The following is a 12,901-nucleotide window of genomic DNA, read 5'->3' as shown; positions in this document are numbered from 1 at the left end:
GGGTCCGATTGTGCCGCGACGTCGAGGAGCTAGCCGAACACACCACCTATCTGTTGGGCGGGAAGCACATATGGCGGTCCGAGCCTAGGATCCTGGTCGAAGAATTCGCACAAGGCCCTCTTTTTGGGCCTGAGATAATGGGCAATGAAGTCATTGGGATTGCCGCCGCTGACTTCGGTCCCCCACCGCATTTCGTCTATCGTCATGTCACCTTGCCGGCCTTGCTGACCGATGACGAACGTGAGCGCATTGCCAATATTTCGCTGCGCTGTTTGCGAGCTCTCGGCCTCGGCTGGGGGCCAACGAACATTGACTTCCGGTGGACGAAGCATGGCCCGGTCGTCATTGAGGTCAATCCGCGTCTCGGTGGCATGCCCGATCCTCAACTTTATCATCTGGCTTACGGTATCGATCTCATCACCGAACACATCAAGCTTGTCATCGGTGAGGAATGGGATTTGCGCAGAAGGCATTCGCACACTGCGGCCGCCCGGTTCCTGTTTCCTGATCAAGACGGCATCCTCGAATGGATCGGTGGCGACACTCAGGCAGTTGCTATACCGGGTGTCGCCGAGGTCAAATTGTATATTGAACCCAAGACGCCGATCGTCAGGAAGGGCGATTTCCGAGACTGGATCGGACATGTCATTGCCACTTCACCCAGTCTTGCTGAAACCGAAGGCGCTCTTCAACGCGCCGTCGCCCTAATCGATTGGTCGATCACCCCTTTTCCGGCCGTGGACGAACAGGCGCAACTGCATGCGGCGACAGATAAGATGTGATCATCGCCGAACATTGGTGCAAATTGAGAGCACGAGAGATCAGCAGGTCGAAAATGATGCCTCCCTCGATTCTGGATGAATTAAAGACAACGCATTGATTGCGAAGGTTGGTAGTGGGTAAAGGTCAGGAATGTAGATCGCTGATAGTCGAAATACGGACAGTAAGTCATTTTGTCATGAACAACGAACTTCTATATAGTAGTAAAACTGGCTGACGTATTAATATAATGTAAAAGGATATGTCGGGAATGTGGCAGGGTGAAAATGTCAGCGAATGCCTTGAATTTACAGAAGACAACTCAAAGACAGCAATAACGAGCGCGGCGAAAGTGGGTTCGGCTCGGCGGCTGATCGTGAAGATTGGCTCCGCAGTAGTTGCCGATCCAGAGACCGGAGAGGTACGCGGTCCTTGGCTCGAAACGTTGATAAAGGATGTTGTCCGATTTTTCGCACGCGGGCAGCAGGTGATCATCGTCAGCTCTGGTGCTGTGGCGGCAGGTTCATGTCACTGGAAGCCCTTGGACAGATCTTCTTTGCGAATTGAGGAAAAGCAAGCGGCCGCCGCGATTGGTCAGATTCGACTGATGCTTGCTTATGAACAGAGTTTGAACCGTCATGGGTTTGGCCTGGGGCAAGTTCTGTTGACCGGCTCAGATATAGACAATCAGCGTCGCCGCCTCAATGTGCGGTCGGCCCTTCAACAGCTTCTCAAAATTGGCGCTGTACCCGTTATCAACGAGAACGACGCGACCGTAACGGCCGATATCCGTCTTGGCGACAATGACCGGCTCGCGGCACGGGTCGCGCAAATTGCAATGGCTGATGTTCTCATTCTGCTTTCTGACGTTGATGGCCTCTTCACGGAAGATCCACACGACAACCCGTTGGCTCATATAATTCCAAAGGTGCGGTGCATTACCCCGGAGATAGAAACCATCGCAGGCCTTTCACCCGCGCGACATGGCTCGGGCGGCATGGTGACAAAATTGATGGCGGCAAGGATAGCGATGGAAGCGGGCTGTCACATGGTCATTGCGAAAGGAAACAAATCTTACCCGCTCGCCGCCATCGAGAACGGGGCGCCAACAACATGGTTCATTGCGCCCGGAAAGGAGAGTGCTAGCCGCGCCGACCCTACGTCGGAGACCCAAGCGCCGTGACTGAGTATTGAGGCCATGAATCTCTTCTCTGGTATGGCTGCTTTCTCGTGAAGTGCGGTCGAGGTTGCCCGTGTTCGAGAAAGGGGGCCTTGTTAGCTCGATTTGACCGCGAAAGGGTTCCTCAATCTACAGGACTCGTACGCTCGCCGGCGCAGTTCCGGTTATCACCGCCCGGGAGGCGAAGTTACGCAACCGGCCCCGTAGAGAGAGCCATTGAGATGCCTGATTTCTCTTCATTGAACGCCGAGGGAGGCCGTGATGACCTATATACGATCCGCGCCGCGACGGATGTTGGGGGCACTTTCACCGATCTCGTTTGCTTCGAGACTAATCATTCGACGGGCGGGGGCCGCATCATCACAGCGAAATGCGATACCACCCCGCCCAATTTCGAGAAGGGTGTGTTGAATGTGCTAGAAAAGGGTGGCGTCGACCCAAGTTCGGTCGACTTCCTTGCCCATGGGTCCACCGTCATTATCAACGCGATAACGCAGCGAAAAGGTGCCAAGGTCGGGCTCATTACCACGGAGGGCTTTCGCGATACGCTCGAGATCGCGCGTGGCAACCGTCCCGACTTCTTCAACCTGAACTATCGGAAGCCGAAACCTTTCGTTCCGCGTTACCTACGTCGCGAACTGCCGGGCCGCATATCCTATAGGGGCGAGGAATTGAAGCCGCTCGACCTGTCCGGTCTTTCGGCAATCATCGAAGATTTCAAGACGGAAGGCGTTGAAGCTGTCGCAATCTGCTTTCTCCATTCCTACGCGGACACCAGCCACGAAAAGGCCGCACTCGCCGAGGTGCAGCGGCTCTGGCCAGGCGTCTCGGTCGTGTCCTCGCACCAGATTACACGCGAATGGCGCGAATATGAGCGTACCAACACGGCAGTGCTGTCGGCCCATGTACAGCCGGTCTCCGAGCGCTACCTGTCAAGTCTGCTCGCGGGGTTGAGGGAGAAAGGCTTCAAAAAAAGCCCCTACATTATGCAATCCAACTGTGGCGTGGATTCACTTGAATCCGTCTCGAAAATTCCAATCACAATGGTCGAATCGGGACCTGCCTCTGGCATCTTGGGCGCAGCCGAGCTCGGCAAGCTAATCGGGGAGGCGAACGTGCTTGCGCTAGACATCGGGGGAACGACGGCGAAGTGCTCGTCGATCGAGAATGGTGAGGTAAAGATCAAGACCGAATACTGGATCGAGCGCGACAGCACCTCAGCGGGGTATCCGATCATGGTGCCGGTGGTCGACCTGGTCGAGATCGGCAGTGGCGGCGGTTCGATCTCCTGGGTTGATGATTTCGGCAAGCTTCATGTTGGCCCCCAATCAGCCGGCGCCTTACCAGGTCCCTCGGCTTACGGACGGGGTGGCAGGCAGGCGACCACTACCGACGCCAATCTCTGGCTCGGCCGCATCAATAAGGATTATTTCTGCGGCGGCGAAGTCGTAGCTGATATGGGCGCCGTAAAGGTGGCGATCGACGCCGTCGGCCAGAAGCTCGGCGTGGACACTGACGAGGCTGCGCGCGGCATCATCCGCATTGCCAACAACAATATGGTCAACGCCTTGAAGCTAGTCTCGGTCAACCGCGGCTATGACCCGCGAGACTTCACGATAGTCGCATTCGGCGGCGGCGGCCCCATGCACGCGGTAGCGCTGGCTGCCGAACTCGGCGTGCGGAAGGTTGTCGTACCGGCCGCCGCTGCCGTCTTCTCGGCCTGGGGTATGATGATGTCGGACCTTCGGCGCGACTATTTCGTAACTCGCCCTATCGATTTGAAGCCGGGCGCTGCAGCGGGTATCGAGCAGGCCTTCGCCGAAGTGGAGGAGCAAAGCCGCAGACAGTTTGTAGCCGAAGGCATCGAGGCAGCCAGGATCCGGTTTTTGCGCTACGGCAAGTTCCGCTACCAGAATCAGGGACATACCACCGAGGTGTTGATCGCCGCGGGCCAAATCATTGACGAGCAGCTCGCTGAGATCGAGGCATCCTTCCACGAGACTTATCAGCGTGAATACACCTATCGGCTCAGTGCGCCGGTCGAAATGGTCGGCATCCATCTGGTGGCCTCTGCCGAGGTCAGTAAGCTTACCATGCAGAATTGTGCTTTCACCGGAGCGGTGGCGGAGGATGCCCTAAAGGGCTACCGCAATGTCGATTACGCCCTTGAGGGCATTCACAAGGCCGCGATCTATGACGGCAGCAAGCTCGAACCGGGCATGACCTTCAGTGGCCCCGCGATCGTGGAGGATTTGGGCACCACTGTCCTCGTCCATCCGGGCAACCGGGCTCACGTCGACGGCTATGGCAACATCTGCATCCATCTAGTGAGATAGGGACAATGGCGACAAGGCTCCACGATCCGATCACCTTGGAAATCATTCAAAATTCGCTGCACGCAATCGCCGACGAGATGTTCGCGGTCATGAAAAAAACCGCGATGAGCTCGATCATTTACGAGGTGCTCGACATGGGCACCGGCATCACCGATGCGAAAGGCGCGCTCGCCTCGTCCGGAGCAGGTATCCCGGCTTTCGTGGGCGTGCTGGACAAGGCTGTGAAGGTGATCGAGAAAAAGTTCGGCAAGAGGGGCGAAATCGAGCCAGGTGACGTTTTCGCAAGCAACGATCCTTACCACGGGGGCGTCACGCACCTGAATGATATAGTGGTCGCGATGCCTGTCTTCGCGGGCGGACGCATCATCGCTTGGACTGCGAATATTGCCCACAACTCAGATGTCGGGGGCATAGCACCGGGTTCGCTCACGGGCGAAGCTACCGAGATCTTTCAGGAGGGGCTGCGCATCCCAGCTGTCCAGATAATTTCGAAGGGCGAACCCATTCACTCCGTGATTGAGATCATCAAAGTGAATTCGCGCATGCCTGACGTACTGGAAGGCGATATATGGGCAGCAATCGCCTCAGTGCGCATTGGGGCTAATCGCCTGCAGGAACTCGCCGAGAAGTACGGTGTCGAGACGTTCGAGAACGCCATGTGCCACTCCATGGATGTCGGCGAACAGGTCTCGCTCGCCGAGCTCGCGAAGCTGCCGAAGGGCACCTTCGAGCTTTCCGAAGAACAGGATGACGGACGTATCTTCAATGTGAAGATTATGATCTCAGATGCCGAATTCCTGCTCGACCTACGAGACAACCCAGACCAATCGGCTAACCCGCTGAATAGCAGCCGAGACGGGGTTATGGTCTGCACGCAGATGTTATTCAAGTCGCTGGTCGATCCCCATTCGCCGGCAAACGAAGGCTCCTTTCGACCGATTCGGCTGCTGACACGCGAGGGCTCGGTCTTTCATGCTAAGGAACCGGCGCCGCTCGGCTTCTACTATGAGGTCGAGTTGCGGATAAAGGATCTAATATGGCGTTGTCTAGCGCCGCACATGCCCGAGCGACTGCCGGCTGGACATTTTGGGTCGCTCTGCGGGACCTTTATCGGTGGTATCCACCCCGATATGGGCCATCAATACACTATCATTGAACCGCAACTCGGCGGTTGGGGTGCAGGCCACCGTAGCGATGGTAACACCGGCATCTTCTCGAGCTTCCACGGAGAAACCTACAACTGTCCGGCAGAAATCAACGAGGCGCGCAATGGTCTCTACGTGGACCGAATGGAGCTCAATCTGGAGCCGGGAGGTGAGGGTAAGTATGTGGGCGGCCGTGGCATCGTAATGGATTACCGCGTGCGGGCCGACAATGGCTTTCTCACCGTGGGCTATACGCGCTCGAAGTTCCCAGCCTGGGCCCTAAATGGCGGCCGGGAGGGCTCCCCCAACTATGTCCGGTTCATACGCAAGGACGGCACCAGCGAGCGCTTCGCCTTCGTCTCGGAACTTGTTACGCACACCGACGAGGTCATCCGCATCGTGACCGGCAGCGGCGGCGGATATGGGGATCCAAAGGAGCGTGACCGTGCAGCAGTCGAAGAGGATATCAAGAGCGGTCTTATTACGCGCGAGCGCGCGCACGAGGTGTACGGAATCGAGTAGGTGGCCTCATTGAGGCTAATCTTCCTTCACCAGGACGGCCGCCGGTGGCGGGGCGATGAAGAGATAGATTCTTTCTGGCTGGCGATTGCCGCGGCATACCCCCTCTCTGGGCCCTACCTACCATTGTGGAGCGCGAGGAGCTCCGCTTCTGGGTGCGGGGCCATTCCACGCAGGCGATTGGGCGCCGCTGGGGGCGGGCCGCCTTGACAATTTCCCGTGAACTGCGGCGCAACGCAGCCACCCGCAGCGGCGGGTTGAAGTATCGGGCGACAACTGCCCAGTGGCATGCCGAGTGATCGGCCCGCCTCCTAAAGCGACCAAGCTTGCACTCAGCAGACTTGCGCACTTATGTGTAGGAGAAATTGGCTGGCGTCGTCGTCGCTCACAGCTGGCGCTCCCGTTCCTGGTCCCCGCTGTATCTTGGAAGAGCCGCCGGCATGGCCAGCCAAGGGATCGCACCCTTGGCGGCGAATCCTTGAGCGATCTCGCCCGCGGGACGGGTCACCCATGCCCGCGTGATCCGCGCGGCGATCTTACATGTCCTAAGCGCACCGCTGCCCTCCGGCTGGAAGACCTGGAGCCCGTCAGCCTCACCAATTTCCGAAGCGACGGCCGCCGCTGGGTCTTTCGGGCGAGCGCACTGAATCTGGAGCCGATCGGACGGAACCGAACTTGGAGGCCCGCATTAATGCGGGCGTAGATTCAAAGTCCGATTGGTGAACATCGCCTCCCGTATTGGCCTCTCGTCGAATAACCGCGCCTTTACGCGCAGAGACTAGGCGGGATCAGAGACTTGCAGCAAACTCGGATAGACAACGCCATCGATCGAATCTGCAATCTGCACGTACATCGCGACAAAATGCCAACCGACAGGATCGGAAAACGTCGGTAAATCGACAACTGCTGTCGGGTTTATGGAGGTCGCGACAGGATAGCGCTAGACCGAACGTCCTGCAGTACAACATTTAACCCATTGAACGGTTTGCCAATTTTTTCTGACGCTCCCTCGGCGCATTTGGCACGATTGTTGAAGCTCCAAGTCGCAACGCTAGACCAATGGGATTTGGCCGCGTTCCGGTGGAGTGTCCAGTTCCTGAGCACTGCAGGGCGGTGGACGAAAACTGCAATGGAGGCCCGACGATGCAAAGTCTCACATCGACTCTGTCAGGTCCGCGCCGGGCGTTACGTTTTGGCGACGACAGGATAGCAGATGTTATAGCCAAAACTTTGGACAAATTTCCGTCGAACACGGCTGTGCGTACGAACGAGGGTGGCGACGTAAGCTATCGGGACTTGGGGACGTCCGCGTCCAGTCTTACGGGGCGTTTCGAGGCCATCGGCATCCTCCCTGGTGATGCTATCGTCGTCAAGCTTCCCCGATCAGTAGACCTTGTCACGGTCATTCTTGCTACCCAAATGCTGGGCGTTGCCTTCGTGCCTGTTGATCCATCCGATTCCGACCAACGGTTGGACCATATAGTCCGCAACACGAACGCCAAAGCGATTGTTAGTCCAGATCCAGGTGGTTCGATTCGAATTGAACGTCTTCCGACACGCGGCGACATCAATTCAGCGTTCTCAAATACTGCATACATCATGCACACCTCCGGGAGCACGGGAATCCCGAAAGGGGTACCGGTCTCGCAGGCAGCTCTCCTGAATTTGGTCGACTGGTATATCGACATGATCGATTTCTCGGAGGGCAGCAGCATTTCGCAACTTACGCGACCAGCATTCGATGTCTCGATCCCGGAGTTCTTCGTACCCTTTGCGACCGGGGGCACGATTGTATTGCCTACTACGCAACTGCAAGCACAGATCATTCAAACAATCGAATTCCTAATTCAAAGCCGCACGAACGTCATTCAGATGGTCCCAACACTGCTACGACGCTTCCTCGGAACTCTTGAACGTCTCCCCTATGTGGCGGAGCGGTTCATGGATCTCAAATATGTGGTCTGCAATGGTGAGTCCTTGCAGGACTCGGTTAGGCGGCGATTCTACTCGATTCTTCCCAACGCTACGTTGGTAAACAGCTACGGGCCAACCGAGTGCTGTGTTGCCGTTAGCTACCACTATTGCCGCCGTGGCGACGTAGGCCTCCCGATGTTCATCGGCAAACCAGCGTGCAACGTTGATTTCTATGTTCTTGACCAAAGCAACTCCGACGTTGGTTTTGAAGTCGAGGGCGAGCTCTGGGTGGGAGGCGTGCAAACGTCCCAACGCTACGTGGCGGACGAAGCACAGTCGAAACTTCGCTTCGTTCCATTCTTGACGCCTAGCGGTGAACAAGTGCTGTACCGCACTGGGGACTATGTCGTGGCCTCGGAAGAAAATGGATTGCGGTTTCTCGGAAGAAACGATGATCAGATCAAGTATCGAGGAACCCGACTGGAGAAAGGGGAGATTACCAGCGCCATCGATAAGACGGGCCTATGCACGGATTCAGCAGTGGTCGTCGTGGATAAAGGCGACGACAAGGGCCAAGATCTGGTCTGCATGGTGACGCCTGCGGACGCCGACGTCGTGGGAGTTCATCGGCGACTGTCGGATGTCCTGCCAAATGATCGTGTTCCGAGGCTCGTTGTCCCTGTTGTCGGACTTCCTTTCACGGCCAATGGAAAACTCGATCAGCGCGCCCTTGAGAGAATTGCCAAGGAGGCACTCAGGGCGAACATGAACCAATCCACACCTCGGACCGAACATACGGCGGTCTCACCGTTGGATCATTTGCTGGAAGCGGTCCACGCCGCCAAGGGCAGATGGGTATTTCCCAGCTTAACCGCTCGGGAGTGCGACATAGATTCACTGAACTTCCTCGATATCCAACTCAAATTGGCTGAAGCCGGCCTCATGTTTGGTGAGGATGTCTATCAAGAGCAAGACCTATCACTCGGGGATTGGGCAAGCCGAATTCAACCGGTGGATAGCAGCGAATCTCATACGAGCACCACAGGCAAGAGCGGACAGGGTGCCGAATTTAGGGACGAGTTGGCGCAAATTATCGACTTCATTGAAAATCGGGCTCCCAGCACTGTAGTACTGCACTCATCGCTTGCAGCGTTACGGAATGTGACTGCCAAAGAGGCAACGGCAATTCTTCTTGACGGGATAGAGCGCGTTTCAGCGACATCTACCGTTATTCTCCCCGCGTTCACTTTGAGCTACTGCACTACGCAGCGCTTTCACTGGACAGAGACCAAGTCCGAAACAGGGGTTTTGGCAGATCTCGTGATGCGAGAGCTTCCTGCGGGCCGCACCAAACATCCCGCTTATTCGACAGTCGTGACCGGCCCGAGAACGCAGGAAATATGCGAAACCGATTGGTGGAAATTCAGCCCGTTCGGTGACGACTCGATCTTCGGATTGATCAGCCAGCTCGGGGGCTTTGTCATGGGCCTGGGAACGCCGGTTGCTACCCATGTGCATCGCTGTGAAGCGTTGGCGCAGGTGCCATACATGAAGACGATCGATATCGAGGGTATTGTCGATTTCGGGAAGGGGCCGCTTAACGCCTCATCATCGATCTATGTTCGCGATGTCGTGGGAAGGCCCGAGTATAGGTTTCTTGCGCGTGATGTCGCTCGCGACCGTCATGAATTGAAGGACGTCATTCGTGATTTCGCGCTGGGTGGAACCTACGCAAGGCTCGTCAGCGTGGACGACATGGAGTCCATATTGGTTCCCGGTATGCGAAAGGAGCCATATGGCTTCCTTAGGAAAGAGGGCAGGAACGAGGCAAAACACGTTTATCCCATAGGATAAGCGTGCAGATGCCTGACCCACGAAGTGAACTAACTTGGAGACTAAACAATGACAACGCGGATATTAGGTGTGGTCCAGCTTGACCAAAGGCGACTGGCAGACGATTTGGCCGTCTTGGCAAAGTCCAAGTTCTCGAGCGAATATTCGGATTTCGCATGCGGGCGGTGGGAATTCTGCATGCTCCGCAATCGGTCGGGGAAGCAGGAGGAGGAAAGAGTGGTCGTCCACGAGAGCCCAGCGGTGGCAACACCTCTCGGCCAATCCTTGCCCTATCTCAATGAATTATTGGAAAATCATTTTGATGCGGATTCTATACGCTACGCGCGGGTCATTCGTATAGGGGAAAACGCGTGTATAATACCCCACCGTGATTATTTAGAACTAGACGGGAAATTTGTCAGAGTGCACCTAGTTCTTGACACCAATGAGAAATGTGCCAACACAGAAGAGAATAATATATTCCACATGGGACGAGGTGAAATCTGGTTTCTTAATGCAAGCCTGCCGCACAGCGCGGGCTGTTTCTCAGCAACGCCACGATTGCATCTAGTGGTCGACATCGAGGGGACTCGTTCCCTGGATGAGCTTGCACGCAACGTCGAACAGCCGTCGGCAAGAAATGCTAGGGTCGACACCCGCAGGGAGTGGAGCAATGAAACGCTCGAATCCATTCTGCGGCTCTCTGAGATTATCAGCGAGGCCAATTTTCGAGAGATCGTCGCGATTCTGGCGAAGCTTCACTTCTTCCACAAAGTTCGCTGCGAGGATATGTATGGATGGCTGAAGGAAATCTGCCGACGGTGCGGCGACCCGGCCCTCTTAAAAAAGGCCAACTCACTCGAAAGATTTTATCTCATTGATCGTGCTGCTGGCGAGGTCATGACTTATTGATCAGTCTACGAGAAGCCGGTCGCAAGGCTATCGATCGAATCGACCAACGGGTCCCATCGCCGGCCCGTGGAGCGCAACCTCCGCTCGATCACGGCGGCGACTTAATCGTCGTCGATCGTCTGGGACCTGGCTGGCCGGGGGGGCGTCCAGCAGACCCTCCACGCGATCCTTGGAAAAGCAGCGCCTCCGCTTGCCGATCGTGCCCATGAACCTCCAGCTCAGCCGCGACGGCTTGGGAATGGCCGTGCGGGAGCCGTTAAAGAAGTCCTCCGCGTTTGATTTGCTCAGGCGATCAGCGTTTGGAAGAGCGCCTGCAGTGCTAGGAGGCTACTAGCGCAAGCCGGGACCACGCCTAGGTGGAGCGGGTCAGGGGGCGTCGGGTCATATGAAGCCAGATCACCACTCATACGCACTTTAAACATATGACAACACCATTCGAACGAATGCATGCATGAAGAGGGACAAGTGTTGGCAATTCCCATCACGCCGAAAGCAAGGTTACTACTCAGACGACAAAGCTTACCTGAAATGCTCGTTGAGGCTTTGCGGGAGCGCATTCTTAGCGCGAAATCCAGGACGGCGACTCCCTCGTGCAGGAAACTATTTCAAAAGAGTATGAGGTAAGCCGGGTGCCAGTTCGCGAGGCGCTCCGACAATTACAGGCGGAAGGACTAGTGTCCCTCAGAACGCATAAAGGCGCCCTCGCCATTTCAACGAAGCGCGAGACCGTTATCGAACTGCTAGATCTGAGGATCCTCTTAGAATGTGATATTCTATCGCATGCACTTACGCGGCTTCAAGAAACAGACCTATTTGCCTGCCGGGGCGATCTTAGATGAGTATGAAAAAGAATATGAGGACAAAGACATGTCTAACCGCGGAGAGATAAATTGGAACTTCCATAAATGTCTATACGTGCCATCCGTCCGACCAGAAACATTGTCGATTGTTAAAAAAAACATCTTCGCATCGGTCACCTCGTTCGAGGACGGCTTGTAGCGTCTGGTCGAAGCCATGAGGCCGATATGGAGCATCGCGAGCTTCTGCGACTATGCGGTGAGCGCAATCCCGCCGCAATAGATTATCTTCGTGGTCATATAAGTGGTATTATCAGGTTATTCTCCTGAAAATCGCTTATAGGTGGCTGTTCCTCGGCTTACGGTGGATTAATAAAGGTTGAGGCGCGAATATCTTAAATCAATCTGGCTCTTAGCAAGCGCCTTCTTCTAATCGAATGAGGGCGCAGGGCGCAGACTAGAGCACGTCCTGTTTAATCTGGGTCATATCCGGCGGCCTGGAAGTAGTTGGCGCATTCGGCTGCTGTGAACTGGTCAAGGAGCGAGCCGATGCGTCCCAGAGAGCAGCGATGGTTCTCTCGGCCTTGGCGCGTAAGGTATCCCCACGGTGACGCCTTCACCGGATGCGTACTGTGAGGGCGAAAGCCGAATGGCTGAGCTACTCGACCACGACCTGGCCAAGTGTCCGCTTCGCCGTCAAATACTCAAGGTAGGAGCCACGTGCGGGAAGCAGCCCGCGTGGATCTGTGCGGGGGGGGCGCTCAGTAATGAGCGTCCCTACCGCGAAATTCTTATGTCGCGATCATACGAATCGCACCTTGTTTGTCGCCGCGCAGGCGGGGGTCCGTGGTTGAGCGAATCTAAGGGTGCACCTCTGTTCGATTGCGGAGCGAGACTCGGCGATGGACGCGCAGCCAACGGCAACCTCTGTTGGCGTCGCGCAACACGGTTCCGACCAACTGCTCGCGCTGGCCCGGGGCGATGAGCATCTTGTCCGGATCAGTCGCTCGGACCTCAACACCGATGTGCGAAGCGGGGGCCGGCGTCAAACCTTCGAGCCACTCCTTGAATGGCCTCTCATCGAGCACGAGCCGCTCCCCTTCGCGACGTAGCGTGTACTTTTCCAAGCAAGTCTCGTAGGTTCCGACCCAAGCCTCGACGTCGATGGATGGCTGAATTCGCGGATCGGGCGAGGCGAGGCCAAAGTAAGTTCGCAACGCCCATTCAAATAGTCGCCGCGCTGTGATCCACCCATTCACGCCGTTGGTCAGCACAGCGATCGCGAAGCGCCGCGACGGAACCATGGCGAACAAGCACGGCTGTCCGTTAGCGCCGCCGAGGTGAGAGACGACACGTTCTCCCGGAGCGTCGTCGACCCACCAGCCCAACCCGATCTCCGGGGTGTCGCTCGAAGGGCCGGCTTGACCTTGCCCCTCTGATCTAATCCGGTTTGAAGTTCGTTCTGGCCCATCGAGAGGACCAGGACATGAAACGTAGCCGCTTCTC

8 protein-coding genes and 2 pseudogenes are annotated in these 12,901 nt (G+C 56.3%); 8 read left to right on the top strand and 2 right to left on the bottom strand.

The window, feature by feature from the left end:
* The 8 genes and pseudogenes from NKH42_RS30340 to NKH42_RS30305 all read left to right on the top strand — a co-directional run.
* Positions 1-782 (top strand): ATP-binding protein (locus tag NKH42_RS30340; RefSeq protein ID WP_502906435.1); only part of this gene is annotated, 782 nt, incomplete at its 5' end.
* A 248-nt stretch (positions 783-1,030) separates the two neighbouring features.
* Positions 1,031-1,942 carry a glutamate 5-kinase gene (gene proB / locus NKH42_RS30335; RefSeq protein ID WP_352974772.1) on the top strand — a complete coding sequence of 304 codons (912 nt, stop codon included), beginning with the start codon at positions 1,031-1,033 and terminating at the stop codon, positions 1,940-1,942.
* A gap of 218 nt (positions 1,943-2,160) precedes the next feature.
* A complete protein-coding gene (locus tag NKH42_RS30330) occupies positions 2,161-4,275 on the top strand; it encodes a hydantoinase/oxoprolinase family protein (RefSeq protein WP_352974771.1) in 2,115 nt (704 codons plus the stop codon).
* A 5-nt stretch (positions 4,276-4,280) separates the two neighbouring features.
* Positions 4,281-5,942, top strand: coding sequence for a hydantoinase B/oxoprolinase family protein (locus NKH42_RS30325; protein WP_352974770.1), 1,662 nt, complete (start codon positions 4,281-4,283; stop codon positions 5,940-5,942).
* 8 nt (positions 5,943-5,950) lie between these two features.
* Positions 5,951-6,235: pseudogene (locus tag NKH42_RS31350) on the top strand (helix-turn-helix domain-containing protein); the annotation flags it as partial.
* An 847-nt stretch (positions 6,236-7,082) separates the two neighbouring features.
* The gene (locus NKH42_RS30315) at positions 7,083-9,707 is read left to right on the top strand and encodes an AMP-binding protein (RefSeq protein ID WP_352974769.1); all 2,625 of its coding nucleotides are present in this window, start codon (positions 7,083-7,085) and stop codon (positions 9,705-9,707) included.
* 48 nt (positions 9,708-9,755) lie between these two features.
* The gene (locus NKH42_RS30310; protein WP_352974767.1) at positions 9,756-10,598 is read left to right on the top strand and encodes an aspartyl/asparaginyl beta-hydroxylase domain-containing protein; all 843 of its coding nucleotides are present in this window, start codon (positions 9,756-9,758) and stop codon (positions 10,596-10,598) included.
* A gap of 569 nt (positions 10,599-11,167) precedes the next feature.
* Positions 11,168-11,437: a GntR family transcriptional regulator gene (locus NKH42_RS30305; protein ID WP_352974774.1), complete on the top strand. Its 270-nt coding sequence runs from the start codon at positions 11,168-11,170 to the stop codon at positions 11,435-11,437.
* A gap of 431 nt (positions 11,438-11,868) precedes the next feature.
* Here NKH42_RS30305 and NKH42_RS30300 read toward each other — a convergent pair.
* Both NKH42_RS30300 and NKH42_RS30295 read right to left on the bottom strand, forming a co-directional pair.
* Positions 11,869-11,990, bottom strand: a pseudogene (locus NKH42_RS30300) (IS630 family transposase); the annotation flags it as partial.
* Between the two features lie 265 nt (positions 11,991-12,255).
* Complete coding sequence (locus NKH42_RS30295) at positions 12,256-12,840, bottom strand: serine hydrolase (protein ID WP_352974773.1); 585 nt, start codon at positions 12,838-12,840, stop codon at positions 12,256-12,258.
* Between the last annotated feature and the right edge of the window lie 61 nt (positions 12,841-12,901).

The sequence above is a fragment of the Mesorhizobium sp. M1142 genome (assembly GCF_040318565.1).
Classification (GTDB): domain Bacteria; phylum Pseudomonadota; class Alphaproteobacteria; order Rhizobiales; family Rhizobiaceae; genus Mesorhizobium.
The sequence above is the reverse complement of the archived record's forward strand: the minus strand, read 5'-3'. Positions and strand labels throughout refer to the sequence as shown.

Bases quoted from the DNA above. Each gene is read 5' to 3' on its own strand.
- proB (WP_352974772.1), top strand. From the start codon at position 1,031: ATGTGGCAGGGTGAAAATGTCAGCGAATGCCTTGAATTTACAGAAGAC.
- NKH42_RS30330 (WP_352974771.1), top strand. From the start codon at position 2,161: ATGCCTGATTTCTCTTCATTGAACGCCGAGGGAGGCCGTGATGACCTA.
- NKH42_RS30325 (WP_352974770.1), top strand. From the start codon at position 4,281: ATGGCGACAAGGCTCCACGATCCGATCACCTTGGAAATCATTCAAAAT.
- NKH42_RS30315 (WP_352974769.1), top strand. From the start codon at position 7,083: ATGCAAAGTCTCACATCGACTCTGTCAGGTCCGCGCCGGGCGTTACGT.
- NKH42_RS30310 (WP_352974767.1), top strand. From the start codon at position 9,756: ATGACAACGCGGATATTAGGTGTGGTCCAGCTTGACCAAAGGCGACTG.